Origin of the sequence: Pedobacter terrae, assembly GCF_036946585.1 — a bacterium.
Taxonomy (GTDB): Bacteria; Bacteroidota; Bacteroidia; order Sphingobacteriales; family Sphingobacteriaceae; genus Pedobacter; species Pedobacter terrae_C.
This window is the reverse complement of record NZ_JAQIIV010000001.1, coordinates 484,152-500,946: the sequence shown is the minus strand read 5'-3', so window position 1 is coordinate 500,946 and position 16,795 is coordinate 484,152. Positions and strand designations below refer to the sequence as shown.

The following is a 16,795-nucleotide window of genomic DNA, read 5'->3' as shown; positions in this document are numbered from 1 at the left end:
ATTGCGCTCCCAAAGAAGATAAACTAACCATCATCGGGACACGCGACCCACGCTATTCGTTCCAGGCAATGGAAAAATCGGCTCTATAAAAGGTATAGTGTCTTATAATCTGCTTTTAAAATCGCCTCTATGGTGCAATACAAACGCAAAAAAGCCGGTAATTTTATGGGAAATTGCCGGCTTTAAATTCATTTTAAAAAGGTATGAGGTACCAATGATCTATCTACTCATCTAAATACCCAAATCTACCTTGATTGTAATCTTCAATGGCCTGATGAATCTCGGCCTCGGTATTCATTAAAAATGGACCATATTGTACAATGGGTTCATCTATTGGTTCTCCACTCAATACTAAAATGACACTGTTTTCCAGGGCTTCGATTTTAATCGATGTGCCTTTGTTGCTAAAGTGTACAAAATGATCTGCCGCAGCAGTTTCCGATCCATTTATTTTAATCGAGCCCTCAATCATCATCAATCCGGTGTTAAAATATTCAGGAAAGTTAAAAGTCGCCTGTCCACCTTTATTAAGCCGGGCATTGTAGAGTTCTATTGGGCTAAAAGTCTTTGCATTGCCTTTTATGCCTTCATAATTGCCTGCTATAATTTCAATTTTTCCTCCATTTTCTGGGATATCAAAACGGGGCATATCAGCTTGTTCGATAGCTTGATAACCTGGTTTACCCATTTTATATTTGGCAGGTAAATTAACCCATAACTGTACCATCTGGAACGGTCCGCCAGCTAAACTGTAGTTCGCTTCATGATATTCTTTATGCAGTATCCCACTTGCTGCTGTCATCCATTGTACATCACCCGGGTAAATCACTCCACTGTTTCCAGCGCTATCGTGATGTGCAACCGCGCCATGATAAGCAATTGTTACCGTTTCAAAACCACGATGTGGATGGATGCCAACACCCCGTGGTTCTTTCCTTGCAGAAAATTCGATCTTTGAGCCATAATCCATCAGGAAAAAAGGACTCATATTGATTGGATAACTGCTTGGAAAAAAATTATGTACCCTAAATCCATCGCCAACAATATGTGGCGCCGGAGCTTTAAGTACTTTTTCTATTTGTTTTGTTTCCATGATTGGAACCTTTCTGTTATGCGTTTGGCATGCATTACGCTCATCGCCAAACGCCTATCGCTTATACGCTTTTCACAAACTGTAATTCGCCTAAAATTCGAACTTCCTCACTTACCATAACACCACCGGTTTCTAATGCCGCATTCCAGGTTAAACCGAAATCAGAGCGGTTAATTTTTCCACTTAAAGTAAAACCTGCTTTGGTGTTTCCCCATGGATCGGTAGCAATGCCACCAAATTCTGCAGTTAATTTTACCGGTTTAGTTTCGCCCTTAATGGTTAAATCGCCTTTAACAATATAATCACTGCCATCTTTTTCTACTGAATTGGATTTAAATTCGATGTGGGCAAATTTTTCAGCATCGAAAAAATCGCCACTTTTTAAATGGTTGTCGCGATCAGTATTCCCGGTATCAAGCGAAGCGATATCTCCTTTGAAAGAAATCTCTGCATTTTCGAACTCATCACCTTCAGACAATAATTCTGCTGAAAAAGATTTTAAACTACCGGTTACAGTAGTAATCATTAAGTGTTTTACTTTAAATTGTAATTCGCTGTGGGTTGGATCTAATGTCCATTTCTGTTGTGCCATATCTTTTGTTTTTTGAGCTTTTTAATATTAACAACACAAAAGTACAGCGCAGGTTTTTATCACCTATTGATGTATGGTAAGTAATTGGAAATGATTGAATGGTAGATTGATTAACTGAGAGAATATTGAAATATAAGCGGTTGAAAGGTTAGATTTAATTAAGCATTCACCAATTCAAAAGTTCACTTATTCAATTAAGGTCTGAAATGTTTGTTCGCCAGTTCTTTCCTTACGCGGCTTAACGATTCTGGCGTGATGCCCAAATAAGATGCAATCATCCACTGTGGCACGCGAAGGGTGAGGTTAGGATAAAGTTTAATAAAATCGAGGTATCGTTCTTCCGCCGTTGCACTTAATAACATATTAATTCTTTTCTGCATAAAGCGAATCGAATTGTTGAGCAGTCTGATTTGCATGGGCTGTAAACATGGTACTTGCCTGGCTGCTTCTTCCATAAAATTGTTGGGTATTAATACTGCTTCGGTTGCTTCTATGGCATCAATAAAAAATATCGAGGGCTCATTATTCATGTTGTTGCGATCAGAAACCAGCCAGTTTTCTGGTGCGAACTGAAGGATGTGTTCTTTGCCTTTTGCATCAATTGAATAGGCCCGTAATAAACCTTTGCCTACAAAATACCCATGTTTAAAATTATCGCCCGTGTATTGAACGATTTCGTTTTTCTCGAATTTTTTAATCTTTAAAACAGGCGAGATGCTTTCGAATTGTTCATCAGTGATCTCTATTTTTCCCTGTAAGTATTTTTGAAACTGATGAATCATAAAAGGTGGAATATTATTTTTTTACGGGCTTAATATCGGAAAAATCTACTCCACATTTGCAATTTCCACCACATCCATCTTTTTTTACCTGTAGAGATTTAAAAACCAAACGGCCAACATATACCAATGCTACAGCAAAAAGTAAAAAGACCAAAATTGTTTGAATATCCATAATACAAATATAAGGTCTTTTAGTAGCGTGGTCTTCAAATGAATGTAAATTATTGTGATGCAACTATTATTAACCGTAAAGTACACCAAGGTTTTCGAGAAGAACGCTAAGTGGTGTGTATGTTTACCACAGAGAAAACGGCGTTTTACACCGAGGGCAGAGAGGCGTTTTTATGCTTATGTATGCGTTTATTATTAACCGCAAAGTACACGAAGGTTTTCGCGATGAGCGCTAAGTTTTTTTACCACAGAGAGAGCGGAGTTTTACACGGAGTATAAAAGGCGTTTTTATGTGTATGGATGGTCTATCATTAACTGCAAAGTACACGAAGGTTTTCGCGAAGAGCGCTAAGTTTGTTTTTGCCAAAGAGAAAAATGAGTTTTCCACAGCGGACAAAGAGAGCTTGTGATGCGTATGCATCGTTCATCATATTAACACTAGATTATCTTTGTGATCCTTTGTGCCTTTCTTTGCGCACTTTGCGGTTAAAACGCAGAATTATTCCATAAAACCTACTGTACCTCCAACCCAATCAAAATCGGCATTGTAGCGTACGCCGATCATTTTACCACGACTAAGACGGGCAAGATTAATGCATAGTTGGGGTTCGCCGCCATCAGGCCATAAATACATCATCCTGATCTCGGCTTTTACACCGCCATCGGGCGAATGTACTGCAGGCTCATAATTTACTTTCCGCTGTAAAATCCAGTTTTCAGGATCCTTTATATGGGTAATATCTTCTTCACTCACATCAATAATAACGCCCATGCCGGCGAAAGAAAATAAAGGTTTAAGCACATAGTTTTCTAAATCCGCAGGAATTTTTTCTATCTCGTTTAAAAAACGTGTATCAGGTACAAATTCACTTTTCAGGAAAGGCATGGTAAACTTACTGATCCGATAAAACCAGTTGGGATGCGTTACCCATTCCACGTCCAGTTCTTCACGCGGATCGAAACTATGTTTAAAGATTTCGGTGTTATTGGCCACTTCGTCAAAGATCAGGCGGTTATAAATTCTTTTGAGTTGAACCTGCCGGCCGTTTTCTTCATAAAACAATTGTTTGCCTACTTGTTTAATCTCTTCCAGTGCCAAAATTTTAATACCAAGCATTTTCTGGGTTACAAAAAAATCAATGGCTGTTTTCTGGTTTCGGGCATCCACATCCATTAACGCCACTTCTTCGGCTTTGTGCTGACCAATAATAACTTCTTTGAGTAAGGCAATATATTTTTCTTTGTTAAAGCCATTTAAGAAATAATCTACGGAATCATCTATGCCGAAACTGCTTTGAAAAGTTTTACCCAGATGATATTGAAAGCCGTATAAGGAAGGAAATCCCTGCATTTCGATCAGCATGGGCGTAAGTTCTCCTGCTTGATTTTTACATATGCCAAAATCGAAAGTTAAAAAGTGTGGCTGCTCATTTTCACCAGGCACGTTCCAATCAGAAGGAATTGCTTTTTGGGTAAGTGCCTTAAAATTAGGTTGCTTAATCAGTTTTATAATTTCCTCTCCCGCTGCGATTAACTTTTCTTTCAAAGCTTTTGGAACAAAAATAGGCGTTTCTGCAACCCTAAAAGGGATTTCAGGATAACCACTTTGCAATTCAGTGAGGAAGTTTTGGTACTTCTCGTCCGTAAATTGTTGATTGTATTTTTGGCGTTGCGCAGGTATCATAGGTTTTTGTGTCTTATTTCTGTTGCCGAATCCTTCATTACAAAAGCGTAATCATCATTTCGATCGTAGTGCCCGCCCGTACAGCCGCGGAGAATCTATAGGCGTTTATCATATACTTTTTTAATAGATTTCTCTCCCGAATGTTTGGGACTGCGCTCCTGTCGAAATGACGGATATATGCGAAAGATCGCTTCACGCGTTCGCTCAATCCGCTTCTTCAATCCGCTTCAGTTCGCAATGACTACTGTTTTTTGCAAATTCCCAATCGCTTTCTGTAAGAAATTAGGTAAAATAACACTTTGTGTTAATACAATCCTTGCCGGATCGTCTAAACTGTTTAACATATCCAGGTACTTTTGTTCGCCATGCAGATCTACAATTGCTTTTTTTCGCTGTTCTTGGAGCAGATACATTTTCATGCCTACCGGATCTGCCTCTGGATGGAATTGCGTACCGATGATTTCTTCAGAAAAGCGGATCGACATCATGCAGCGTTCTAAATCTACATGTTTACGTTCTTTTTCAATGGCCAATAATTTTGCACCTTTTTTCTCAAAAGCAACAAAATCTGGCTCTATAACCTGCCAGTCTCTACTATCGACCGAAAAGAAGGGGTTCGTAATGCCATTAAAAATTTCGTCTTTTTCTCCATCTTCAGTTAAGGTTATCGGGAAAATACCAAAAGCGTTTGAGCGTCTTTCGGTAACGTTGCCCAAATCATATTTTCTACATGCCAATTGAAAGGAATGGCAGATCAAAAAAGCATACTTTTTTCTTTCGTTGTTTTGATGGTTAAAATCTTCTATCTGATCTAAAAGATTAAAGAAATCATTTTCCCATTGTTCACCTTTACTTTCAATTGGACTGCCCGGACCACCACTTGAAATATAAGCATCATAATCTATGCCTGGTATTTCTCCTTTTTGCCTTAAATCAAAAATATCAAAACTTAAATCGATATTGTTTTCACTTTTAAAACGGGATAAAATTTCCTGAATTCCCCGCATGCCCTGGTTAGGTGCACCATTATTCATGTCGATAACAGCTACCTTTAAACTTCTTTTATCCATTTTTAAAATTACTTTGCGCCTATAAGTGTTTGATTAGTAATGTAATCTACCACCGCCTCAAAGTTGCCGGTTTGTTGGTAAACGGCCAATTGCCGGTCTGCACCGGTACCGTGTTCTAATATTTTATGCACGTAATTGATATCATTGCGACAGCCCAGATCATCCACTACATCATCAACAAAATCCAATAATTCTAAAACCAGGTTACGGCAGTTTACTTCCATTTCTTTCCCAAAATCAATTAGATTCCCATCAATTCCATAACGTGCGGCGCGCCATTTGTTCTCATTAATCAATGCTCTTGAATAACTGATAAACTCCATGTTCTGTAAACGCAATTTGTACAGTTTGGCACACAAAGATTGAAATAAGGCTGTCAGTGCCATGGTTTCATCAATCAGCATCGGGCAATCACAAATACGGAATTCTACGGTATCAAAAAATGGATGCACACGGATATCCCACCAGATTTTTTTGGCGTTATCCATGCAATTGGTTTTGATAAGCAGTTTTACATAATTGTCATAATCTTCGATGCTGTTAAAAATATCAGGAATTCCAGTACGCGGAAATTTGTCGAAAATTTTAGTGCGGAAAGATTTGTAACCGGTATTGCGCGATTCCCAGAATGGAGAATTGGTTGATAAGGCAAAAACGTGTGGTAAAAAATACCGCACCTGATTGGCGATGTGAATAGCCAGTTCGCGCGATTGGAAACCTACATGTACGTGAAGGCCAAAAATAAGATTAGAACGTGCGGCCTCCTGTAGCTCGTTTACAATTTCATTATAACGCGGATGTTCGGTAATCAGCTGTTTTTCCCAGTGAGAAAAAGGGTGCGTACCTGCAGCACCAATTCTTAGACCTTGCTCTCCGGCCAGCTGAGAAACCGTATAACGCAATTGAGCAATTTCCTGACGGGCTTCGGTAGTGGTGCGGCAAATACCTGTACCCACCTCCACCACGGCCTGGTGCATTTCTGCCTTAACCTGGTCTTTGTGTATTTTTTGCGCGGCCTCAACAATTTTTTGTTCGTGAGAAGTAAGTTCTCTGGTAACGGGATCAATTACCATGTATTCTTCTTCTATGCCCAGCGTAAACTCGTTCATCCTTCTATTGATTAAAAATTAAATCCCCACTATTTTTTTGCTGCAGCTTTTTTAGGTTTTGCAGTTGTTTTTCCTGTTGTTGCCGCTTTAGGTTTTTCAGTAGCATTAACTTTCTTAGGCGCGGCTGTTTTAGCAGCTGTAGATCCAGCCTGAGCTATTAAAGGTTTGCCTCCAACTGACGATTTAATGTATTCGCCCCAGGTTAAATTATCTTGTCCGTCTTTTTGCGCTTTCGCTCTTTCTATCGCATAATTTGCAGTGGTTTCCACAACCCAGTCAAAATTTTCCTGACCAACACTTTTGATGTCAGCATCGGGGGCAGGGTTACAGAAATCGATAGCAATGGGTACGCCACTGCGCACAGCGAATTCAACCGTATTAAAATCGTATCCTAAATAATTACATAGTTTTAGGGTATACTCTTCTACTGTTTTAAGCAATTTTGGATCTGGCGATTTACCTTCGGTTGCATAGCGTAAATGATGTGGATTGCGCGGATCGTACTGCATAATACGAACATGTTTGCCACCTATACAATAACACCTAAAATATTCTTCAAAAATAATTTCTTCCTGCAAAAGCATGACTAGTTGTTGGGTACCGCTGTGTTTATCAAAAAAATCTTCTTTGTCATGAAGTTTATACACATCCCTCCAACCACCTCCATCATAAGGTTTCATATAAGCCGGAAAACCAACATACTCAAAAATCTCATCCCAATTTAAGGGCATTTCGAGATTAGAAAATGATTCTGAAGTTGTTCCCGTTGGATGTTCTCTGGAAGGGATCAAGGCTGTTTTGGGTACAGGGACACCGATCTGTTCGGCCAGTGCATTATTAAAAAATTTCTCGTCGGCACTCCACCAAAATGGATTGTTGATTACGGCAGTTCCGGTAATGGCTGCATTTTTTAAGGAGGCGCGGTAGAATGGTACATCTTGCGAAATCCGGTCGATGATTACGGAATAACCTAATGGCGCATTCTGAAATATCTTATCGATTTTGACAGCTTCGGCAGTAATGCCCTTTTCTGCTTTTTGATTAATTCTTTCGATTACAGCTTCAGGAAAAGAGCGTTCCTGTCCAAATAAAATCCCTATTTTCTTCATTGGTATATTTTAAGTTTAATTGCTTAACTGGTTAATCGGTTAATTGTTTGATAATTATATCTTAAATCGACTGAGGACTTAAGACTGCCGACTTTGGACTAAACTAAAGCTGTGCAATGTAATCCGGGAACATTTCTCTCCAGATTGGCCAATCATGATCTGCATTTTGCCTGATATCCAGCCCATGGTTGATGCCTTTTTTAATTAAAATATTAGATAAACGCTCGTTGTCTGGCCTGCACATATCGCGGTCTGTTGTACCCAATACAATTTTCATGTAATGCAGTTCAGGGTTGCTGTTGTTCAATATGAAATCAACCGGGTTGTTAAAATAAACATCATCATTGTAAAAACCATCCAGCTGGCCTGTTATATCGAAAGCACCACTCATACTGAACATATGACTAACTAACCAGGGATGCCTGAAAGCAAAATTTGCAGCGTGATAACCACCAAAACTGCAGCCAGCAGTAATCATTTTACTGTGTCCGGTTTCATGCCTGGCGAGTGGGGCCACTTCCTCTAATAAATATTTATCGTACCAGATGTGGTTTTTGACCCTGTCGGCAGGATGAATACTTTTGTTGTACCAGCTTAGTTTGTCAACGCCATCAGGACAATAAATTTTAATTTTTCCTTCATTGATAAAGCCCTCAACAGAATCAATCAATTTAAAATCCTTGTTTTCAAAATATCGGCCCATGCTTGTTGGGAACAGTAGGATAGGGATGCCTCCATGACCAAAGATGAGCATGTCGATTTCACCACTTAAATTCGGGCTGTACCATTTCTTATGTTCTTCTTTAACCATAATACAAATTGAATGTTTAAGGTAGAAATTTAAATTTACAATAGGAATAGTATAAGTGGTAAAAATGAATTGAATTAGATCGATTTTGTAAAAATTAACCTATGATAATTAATAGTTTATGGAGATTTGTACCTTTGCACCCTAATGCCGAGGCAACAGCCATGTGATAGGGATCCTGATTATGAAGTACACTACAATTTTATCGGTAAAAGTTAATACCAGCAACTTTAAAATATCTTCAAATTATTTAAAACGTGAAGTAGAAATAGATATTTATACACCTGAAGGTATTTTAGGTAATGAGAAAATAGAGCTTCTTTTATTAAATGATGGGCAAGATGTAGCCAAGATGGATTTTAGCTCGATTTTGGAAAATGCCCACCATGCTAAAAGAAACCACAGGTTAATTGTTGTAGCCATTAAGGCATCCGAAGACCGTTTAATGGAATATGGTATTGCGAATGTGCCTGATTTTAAAGGACGCGGTGCAAAAGCTAATCTATACACCGATTTTGTGATCAAAGAACTTTTGCCATTTGTAAAAAAGAAAATTGCAATGCCAATTACCGGTAAAGTGGGTTTTGCAGGATTTTCTCTGGGAGGCTTATCTGCTTTTGATATTGCATGGAATAATCCTGCTGCGTTTGATGTAGTTGGTGTTTTTTCAGGTGCATTTTGGTGGAGAAAAAAAGATCTAAATGAAGGTTATACCGATGCTGACCGCATTATGCATCAGCAACTGGAAAACACGTACAGCAAACCGGATATGAAATTCTGGTTGATGACCGGAACAGAAGACGAAAAGGCTGATCGGAATAAAAACTTAATTATAGATTCCATAGATGATACCATTGATGTGGTTAGAATTCTGTTGAATAAAGGCTACAAACGTCCTGATCAGGTTTTTTACTATGAAAAAGTTGGTGGTAAACATAATGTTCCTACCTGGGAAAGTGTAATGCCTGCTTTTTTAAATTGGGCATTTGAGGTTTAGTTAGGATAATTCGTCCTCGACTGAAACGCAGTGCAATGCCCGCCTGTGCGGACAGGCCTGCCCGTACAGGCGGGGAGAAATCTATTGCATATATCTGCCAACTGAGGTGTGAAGTTACTCATACTTTAAAAAAATACCAGTATCAAATATCGTCCACAAGCAACTGCGTTGTCCACAGCTTTTTAACGAGGCATTAGCCCAGGTATTGCAGGTTTTGAAAATACTATAACTGCCCTTTGCTTCGTAAAAGGCATCGCCAATATCATAATGGATGTTTGATTTAACAGGGATTAAATGTCCTGAATCATCTTTTTGGAAACTGTTTAAAATATAATGGATCAGTTGCTGGTATTGTGCCTTGCTGATCATGATTTTTATACAGCTTGCATCTTCCCTTATATTTTTATAATAAGTAGTGTGCATGGCAGATGTGCTCAGGCCAGAGATTGCCCGCAATCCATTACTCAGTTTAAGATCTGAAAATTCCGGGGTTTCCAGATAGAATTTTTTATCTCCCCAGCCCATGGCCAGGTATTGATAACTGCTGTCTGCTTCTAAAGTGTGCTGATAACGGATTTCTTTTGTCCAGTTTATTTCTGCGCTAATAGCCGGAACCACAATATCAGTGTGCACACCATTCGTCATAATATAGATGGTAACTTCTTTTGCATTGGTTGGGTTGGCATTTATGGTTATACGCGAGCAGCAAAATGCAGTAACGAAGTAAATGCCAATCAATGCCATAAAAACAATTAAAAATCTGCCTGTATACTTTAGAGTCTTTTTGTTCATCCCAACTTTATAGTTTCAGTTAATACATCAACTGCATTTTTGGTAGTCCAATTTATAAAATAATTATGTTAATTGATTTTATTGATGTTATATCGAAAAACATGATTTTTTGCTTGTATAAGTTATCCCTACCTTGACAGCATGATAAAAGGATTGTTTGAAACGCATATTGATGTGGAAGATCTGGAAAGATCAGTTGATTTTTACAGCAATGTTTTAGGTTTAACGCAATGCCATTATGAAGCGGAACGCAGAATCGCGTTTTTCTGGATTGGTAAACCGCAGGAAGCCATGCTGGGGATTTGGGAAAAGCCAAAAGCAGAAATTGATGTAAGACATTTTGCATTTCGCTGTGAGGTGGATGATGTATTAAATAAATCAGTTCAGTTTCTAGAATCTAAAAACCTTCGGCCTTATAATTTCCTTAAGAGTGACAATCCCGAACCCATGGTTTTTGCCTGGATGCCTGCTGTGGCGATTTATTTTAATGATCCTGATGGGCATGCGCTGGAGTTTATTGCCATTTTGGAAGGGGAAGCAAGACCAGAATTAGGCGTGATTTCTTATCCGGATTGGCTAAGGGTAAACTTATAAATTGGAATTTATGAATGTTATTCTAATGCCTCAATAGTTTTAATTAACAGGCATTATTATTGTAAAGTTCAAATAATTAATCTGTTAATTAACTTCTTTGTCTTCAACCATAATGGCGCCGCCTTCGCAATGAATCAACACAGTGCATTCATCCCGTTTATCTTTTACCAGAACTTTGGTGTTGATTTTACAAAGTTTTTCAGCCAATTCATCCTGGATTTCAGACCACTCCTGGCTGAGGGTTTCCAGTTCCTTTTCTTTGCGTTCCCTTTCTATACAGGCAATAAGATGTTCGTCGGCCTGTGGGGCAGTAATGTACTCTTCCTTTGATAAATCTGGTACTTCAGCCGCGTCCATGGCCCTTTTTGCTGCTTCTACTTGAAGCGACTTTTCTTCATACTGATCAAATAATTCTTGTATCGATTTTTCCATTTACATAATACCCTCAAATTGTTCATTTGTTTTGTTCATTCGAACTTGAACGATTTTTTAAAACAAGCTTTGGTTTCTAAACCTGAAGGAAACGGCTGCCCAGAATTTTTTATGAGGGCTAAAGTATAGAGTGGGACAGATTAGACCGAAGTGCTACTGCTATTGCTTTTCTAATTAAAAATGAGACTATTGCAACGTTATTAAAGCATTAAATAGTAAGCGTTATAGTGAAAAATCCATTTCTAAACACTATCTTTGCGCCAAATTTGAGGCGCATTTTATGCAAAAGATTAGAAATATAGCTATTATAGCACACGTTGACCACGGTAAAACCACGTTGGTTGATAAGATTTTACACTCTTGTTCTATTTTTCGTGACAACGAACAGACAGGTGAGTTGATATTGGATAACAACGATTTAGAGCGTGAGCGTGGTATCACAATCGTATCTAAAAACGTTTCTGTTAAATATAAAGACGTAAAAATTAACATTATCGATACACCTGGTCACGCGGATTTTGGCGGTGAAGTAGAGCGTGTTTTGAAAATGGCAGATGGTGTACTTTTACTTTGTGATGCTTTTGAAGGTGCAATGCCTCAAACTCGTTTCGTAACACAAAAGGCTTTGGCATTGGGTTTAAAACCGATTGTGGTGGTAAACAAAGTAGATAAAGAAAACTGTCGCCCTGAAGAGGTTTACGAACAGATTTTTGAATTGTTTTTTAACCTTGAAGCTACTGAAGAGCAATTGGATTTCCCGGTTATTTACGGTTCATCTAAACAAGGATGGATGAGTACTGACTGGCAAAAACCAACAACAGATATTTTTGCTTTGCTAGATGCTGTGGTAGAAAACATTCCTGCTGCACCAATTAACGAAGGTACCTTACAAATGCAGATTACTTCATTAGATTATTCTTCTTTCGTAGGCCGTATTGCAATTGGCCGTGTTCATCGTGGTACCATTAAAGAAAACCAGCCGGTTACTTTAATTAAACGCGATGGCAAAATCGTAAAATCCAGAGTAAAAGAACTTTATACATTCGAAGGTTTAGGTAAGGTAAAAGCTACAGAAGTAAGCTCTGGCGATATTTGTGCGGTAGTAGGTATTGATGGTTTTGAAATTGGCGATACCATTGCTGATTTTGAAGTACCGGAACAATTACCGGTAATCAGTATTGATGAGCCAACAATGAACATGTTGTTTACCATTAATAACTCGCCATTTTTCGGTAAAGAAGGTAAACTGGTAACTTCTCAGCGGATTAAAGACCGTTTAATTAAAGAGATGGAGAAAAACCTGGCATTGAAAGTTGTTGAAACTCAAGGTGCAGATTCATGGTTGGTATATGGCCGTGGTATTCTTCACTTATCGGTATTAATTGAAACGATGCGTCGTGAAGGTTATGAGTTGCAAGTTGGTCAGCCACAGGTTATTGTAAAAGAAATCGACGGCAAAAAACATGAGCCGATTGAAACGCTAATTGTTGATGTACCTGCTGAAGTTTCTGGTAAAGTAATCGAATTGGTTACCCAACGTAAAGGTGAGTTATTGATTATGGAGCCAAAAGGCGATTTACAACACCTAGAGTTCGAAATCCCTTCTCGTGGTATCATCGGTTTGCGTAACAACGTTTTAACAGCTACAGCTGGTGAGGCAATTATGGCACACCGTTTTAAAGCTTACGAACCTTGGAAAGGCACAATTCCTGGCCGTTTAAATGGTGTATTAATTTCAATGGATAAAGGTACCACTACTGCTTATTCAATTGATAAATTACAGGATAGAGGTCGTTTCTTCGTTGATCCGGGAGTTGATATTTACGAAGGACAAATTTTGGGAGAGCACATCCGTGATAATGATTTGGTAATCAATATCGTTAAAGGTAAAGCTTTGACCAACATGCGTGCATCAGGTACGGATGACAATACCCGTATTGCACCAGCAATTAAATTCTCATTGGAAGAAGCAATGGAATATATTCAGGCTGATGAGTACATCGAAGTTACTCCGGTAAGCATGCGTTTACGCAAAATCTTCCTAACGGAGCAAGAACGTAAGGTTAAAGGAAAGCAATTCGCTTAATCCAAATATCTCTGAGAAAGAGATCAAGTATATTTTGCTAAAGCCCTGATTTTAAATCGGGGCTTTTTTTGGTTTTAAGGGTTGATTTATATTTCTATTTAATCACATTAACCATTTTGTGTCAGCCATTTTTCATAAAACTTGCGGGAATAGAAAGTTAACAATTTGGTGGCAATCAGATTTCCAGGCGCTTTTAATTTTGTGTCTTATCAAACAAATTAATTGTATTTATCTTGATTAATAAAGGACTATCCAAGGCGGGTATATTTTTATTAAATGTGCTCTCTCTATTGCCGCTATTTGTATTGTACAGGCTGGCAGATACTTTTTATGTAATAATCTTTTATGTTTTCGGTTACCGCAGAAAAGTGGTTAAAGAGAATCTGCTTAATGCTTTTCCTGAAAAAACCGTTACTGAAATTTATGCAATAGAAAAGCAGTTCTATAAATTTTTGGCTTCACTTTTTATCGAAGTGATCAAAATGAAAAGCATCTCCAAAAGAGAATTAAACAAGCGGGTAAAATTTAAAAATGCCGATCTGGTTGAAGCTTATCTAAAAAATAAAGAAAGCGTACTTTTCTGCTCATCACATTATGGTAATTATGAATGGGTTTGTATGGCTATTGGTTTAAACTTTTCGGGTGCACATTTTCCGATTTATAAACCGCTAAGCAGCGAAGCTTTCGATAACTGGTTTCTGAAGATGAGAAGCAAATTTGGCAACCAAATGGTATCGATGCGACAAACTTTAAGGGCTATCCAAGCCAATAAGCATCAACCAACCGTGTTTACCTTTGGTAGCGATCAGGCACCCTCAAAAGATGAATCAAATTATTGGACAACTTTTTTGAATCAGCAATCTTCTATACAGTTGGGGGTGGAGAAAATTGCGAGGAAAACCAACCGTCCGGTTTTTTATCTTAAAATCAATTATTTGAAAAGAGGATATTACGAAGTTGACTGTGTGCCAATCTGTTTAAAGCCATCCGAAACAGCCGAGTTTGAAATTACCAATATGCATACTCTTTTTTTAGAAGATATCATTAGAGAAGCACCTGCGTACTGGTTATGGAGTCATCGGAGATGGAAATATAAGCCTGAACCGAAGATTTCATCTATTTTTGAAAAAGATTACAATTTGATAAATGAACTGGCTTAATCAGGGTCATTGTATAATTATGAAATCTAACATTTTTGTGGCAAAATTTCTCCAGGTGCTTCATAAATTAGCGTTTCAACTACCCTGATGATTAAAACGTGGATTTCCCATTTGGGGATATTTCTATTAAGCGTATTATCCCTGCTTCCATTATCTGTATTGTACATTTTGGCTGATGGAGCCTATCTATTGCTGTATTTTGTGTTTCGCTACCGTAGGGAAGTGGTGAGGGAAAATCTGTTAAATGCACTTCCGGCTAGAACGTTACAAGAGATTGTAATTATAGAAAAGCGATTTTACCGTTATCTGGCCTCGCTGATCTTCGAAATTGTCAAAATGAGTAGTATTTCCAAAAAGGAAATCGAAAGGCGTTTTATATTTAAAAACAAAGAGCGTGTTCAAGAATACTTAGACCACGGCCAAAGTATATTATTCTGTTCAGCACATTATGGCAATTGGGAGTGGGGAACTTTGGGTTTAGGACTTAATTTTTCTGCAGATCATTATCCAATTTACAAGCCCTTAAGTAATCCAACGTTTGATCATTGGTTTAAAAAAGTGCGAAGTAAATTTGGTAATAAATTAGTTGCCATGCGACAAACCATGCGTGCGTTGCAGGCTAGTAAGGGTAAGCCAAGTATGTTTAGTTTTGGAAATGACCAGGCGCCAGCTAAAGATGAATCGCATTATTGGACTAATTTTATGCACCAGCCCAGTTCTATACAATTAGGGATTGAAAAAATAGCAGTGCGTACTAATCAGCCTATATTTTATCTCAAAGTGAAAGTGTTAAAGCGCGGTTTTTATGAGGTTGATTGTGTACCGCTTTGTTTAAATCCGGATGAAACTGCTATGTTTGAAATTACCGAAATGCATACCCGCTTTCTGGAAAAAATAATTGATGCAGAACCCGAATATTGGCTGTGGAGTCATAAACGGTGGAAGTATAAACCTCAACATTAATTACTTTTTTGAAAGGGATAAGCGAAAGCAGGTATAATTTTTTAAATATTTTATATTTGCTATTACAACACCTACCCATGAGAATATTCAAAAAAATACTATTAATTCTGATTTATTCGTTTTTTTTATCATTGCTGGCCTTATTCCTTTGGAAACCATATTTGTTGAATGTATTAAAATACAGAACCCCAAATGCTGAAACGTATAAGATTTTTCCACAGGATGTTTCGCGTAAGAGTGATTCGGTTTTTCATTTTATACGATCAGTAAAACAAAGGAATGACTTAGATACCTTACATGTTTTGAATGGGAATAATCAATCTATTCCTTTGAGAGAATATTTAAAAAATGGACAGATCAATGCTTTTATCGTGATCAGAAATGATAGCATGTTGTATGAAAGATATGACAAAGGTTATAGCGACAGTACCTTGACCAGTATATTTTCTGGAGCTAAAAGTATGATTTCTATTGCAATTGGTCAGGCCCTGGCAGATCGCAGCATTAAAAGCTTAGATGATAAAGTCACGCAGTATATTCCCGAACTAAAATCTAACCCTGCTTTTGCACAGATTACCTTGAAAAATCTGTTGGATATGAAATCTGGACTTGAGTTTCATGATGCATTAGGTGGCATAGTAAAAGCATTTTTTTCTGATGAGGCCAAGTACTATTATACCGATGATATGACAGCTCAACTGCTGAAAGTTAAGTTGGTAAATAAGCCAGGCACAGTCTGGAAATATAAAAGTGTCGATCCGATTTTGTTGGGCTGGGTTTTAAAAAAGGCAACAGGGAAATCTGTAGCAAAATATTTTGAGGCTCGTGTGTGGAAAAAGATAGGTGCCGCATATAACGCAACCTGGGGTTTAGATCAGGTTAACGGCCTTGCCAATACCGCAAGCCGTTTTCAGGTTACGCCCATTGATTTTGCAAAGATAGGGCGGTTATACCTAAACAAAGGTAAATATAATGGAAAGCAGATGGTTCCAGAAAGTTGGGTAGAGCAATCAACACACATTGGCACAGAAACGCCTTCATCGGCTAAAGGATGGCAAAAATCGGCACATCATTATCTCTGGTGGATTCCGCAAGAAGGGGATCATGGCGATTATGCGGCAGAAGGGATGCTGGGGCAGAGGCTGTATGTTGATCCGAAAACAAATACTATCATTGTGCAGTTTGCAGATCACGGCGCAGGAAATTATCCTTACCGGAAAATCAGCAGGTATCTGGCTGGATTGCCGTTTAGTTACCCGAAAGATTAATAACCACAGAGCACACCGAGTTTTTACAAAGAAAAAAGAGTGCTCAAGTACTGTATATTATTTCACTTTTCCGCTATTCTCTGTT

17 protein-coding genes are annotated in these 16,795 nt (G+C 38.2%); 6 read left to right on the top strand and 11 right to left on the bottom strand.

What is annotated here, in order from left to right; genetic code table 11:
- Positions 1–223: 223 nt before the first annotated feature.
- The 9 genes from PGN18_RS02145 to PGN18_RS02105 all read right to left on the bottom strand — a co-directional run bounded on the left by PGN18_RS02145 (position 224) and on the right by PGN18_RS02105 (position 8,421).
- On the bottom strand, positions 224–1,093 hold the full coding sequence (locus PGN18_RS02145) for a pirin family protein (protein ID WP_335317724.1): 870 nt from the start codon (positions 1,091–1,093) through the stop codon (positions 224–226).
- A gap of 61 nt (positions 1,094–1,154) precedes the next feature.
- Positions 1,155–1,685 (bottom strand): YceI family protein, encoded by a 531-nt coding sequence (locus PGN18_RS02140; protein ID WP_335317723.1) that lies wholly within the window; start codon positions 1,683–1,685, stop codon positions 1,155–1,157.
- Between the two features lie 194 nt (positions 1,686–1,879).
- On the bottom strand, positions 1,880–2,467 hold the full coding sequence (locus PGN18_RS02135) for a Crp/Fnr family transcriptional regulator (RefSeq protein ID WP_335317722.1): 588 nt from the start codon (positions 2,465–2,467) through the stop codon (positions 1,880–1,882).
- 13 nt (positions 2,468–2,480) lie between these two features.
- On the bottom strand, positions 2,481–2,639 hold the full coding sequence (locus PGN18_RS02130; RefSeq protein WP_082458743.1) for a FeoB-associated Cys-rich membrane protein: 159 nt from the start codon (positions 2,637–2,639) through the stop codon (positions 2,481–2,483).
- Between the two features lie 498 nt (positions 2,640–3,137).
- Positions 3,138–4,322: a hypothetical protein gene (locus PGN18_RS02125; protein WP_335317721.1), complete on the bottom strand. Its 1,185-nt coding sequence runs from the start codon at positions 4,320–4,322 to the stop codon at positions 3,138–3,140.
- A gap of 227 nt (positions 4,323–4,549) precedes the next feature.
- Positions 4,550–5,392, bottom strand: a complete 843-nt coding sequence (locus tag PGN18_RS02120; RefSeq protein ID WP_335317720.1) for a type 1 glutamine amidotransferase — start codon at positions 5,390–5,392, stop codon at positions 4,550–4,552.
- 8 nt (positions 5,393–5,400) lie between these two features.
- The gene (locus tag PGN18_RS02115; protein ID WP_293787562.1) at positions 5,401–6,501 is read right to left on the bottom strand and encodes a carboxylate-amine ligase; all 1,101 of its coding nucleotides are present in this window, start codon (positions 6,499–6,501) and stop codon (positions 5,401–5,403) included.
- A gap of 29 nt (positions 6,502–6,530) precedes the next feature.
- Positions 6,531–7,610, bottom strand: a complete 1,080-nt coding sequence (locus PGN18_RS02110; protein ID WP_335317719.1) for an ATP-grasp domain-containing protein — start codon at positions 7,608–7,610, stop codon at positions 6,531–6,533.
- A 103-nt stretch (positions 7,611–7,713) separates the two neighbouring features.
- Positions 7,714–8,421 (bottom strand): esterase family protein, encoded by a 708-nt coding sequence (locus PGN18_RS02105; protein WP_335317718.1) that lies wholly within the window; start codon positions 8,419–8,421, stop codon positions 7,714–7,716.
- Between the two features lie 181 nt (positions 8,422–8,602).
- Here PGN18_RS02105 and PGN18_RS02100 point away from each other — a divergent pair, with 181 nt between their 5' ends.
- On the top strand, positions 8,603–9,415 hold the full coding sequence (locus PGN18_RS02100) for an alpha/beta hydrolase (protein WP_335317717.1): 813 nt from the start codon (positions 8,603–8,605) through the stop codon (positions 9,413–9,415).
- A gap of 114 nt (positions 9,416–9,529) precedes the next feature.
- On the opposite strand, the gene PGN18_RS02095 is transcribed toward PGN18_RS02100, so the two are convergent.
- Complete coding sequence (locus tag PGN18_RS02095; protein ID WP_335317716.1) at positions 9,530–10,207, bottom strand: TIGR02117 family protein; 678 nt, start codon at positions 10,205–10,207, stop codon at positions 9,530–9,532.
- Positions 10,208–10,348: 141 nt separating this feature from the next.
- Between PGN18_RS02095 and PGN18_RS02090 the strand changes: the two genes are divergently transcribed.
- Positions 10,349–10,801: a VOC family protein gene (locus PGN18_RS02090; protein WP_335317715.1), complete on the top strand. Its 453-nt coding sequence runs from the start codon at positions 10,349–10,351 to the stop codon at positions 10,799–10,801.
- Positions 10,802–10,885: 84 nt separating this feature from the next.
- Here the strand turns inward: PGN18_RS02090 and PGN18_RS02085 are convergent, their stop codons facing one another.
- Positions 10,886–11,233, bottom strand: coding sequence for a hypothetical protein (locus PGN18_RS02085; RefSeq protein ID WP_335317714.1), 348 nt, complete (start codon positions 11,231–11,233; stop codon positions 10,886–10,888).
- 280 nt (positions 11,234–11,513) lie between these two features.
- Between PGN18_RS02085 and typA the strand changes: the two genes are divergently transcribed.
- The 4 genes from typA (at position 11,514) to PGN18_RS02065 (ending at position 16,710) form a co-directional block, all read left to right on the top strand.
- Complete coding sequence (typA, locus tag PGN18_RS02080; RefSeq protein WP_335317713.1) at positions 11,514–13,319, top strand: translational GTPase TypA; 1,806 nt, start codon at positions 11,514–11,516, stop codon at positions 13,317–13,319.
- 233 nt (positions 13,320–13,552) lie between these two features.
- Positions 13,553–14,479 carry a lysophospholipid acyltransferase family protein gene (locus PGN18_RS02075; RefSeq protein ID WP_335317712.1) on the top strand — a complete coding sequence of 309 codons (927 nt, stop codon included), beginning with the start codon at positions 13,553–13,555 and terminating at the stop codon, positions 14,477–14,479.
- 87 nt (positions 14,480–14,566) lie between these two features.
- Positions 14,567–15,442, top strand: a complete 876-nt coding sequence (locus PGN18_RS02070; RefSeq protein WP_335317711.1) for a lysophospholipid acyltransferase family protein — start codon at positions 14,567–14,569, stop codon at positions 15,440–15,442.
- Between the two features lie 77 nt (positions 15,443–15,519).
- Positions 15,520–16,710, top strand: coding sequence for a serine hydrolase domain-containing protein (locus PGN18_RS02065; RefSeq protein ID WP_335317710.1), 1,191 nt, complete (start codon positions 15,520–15,522; stop codon positions 16,708–16,710).
- The last annotated feature ends 85 nt before the right edge of the window (positions 16,711–16,795 follow it).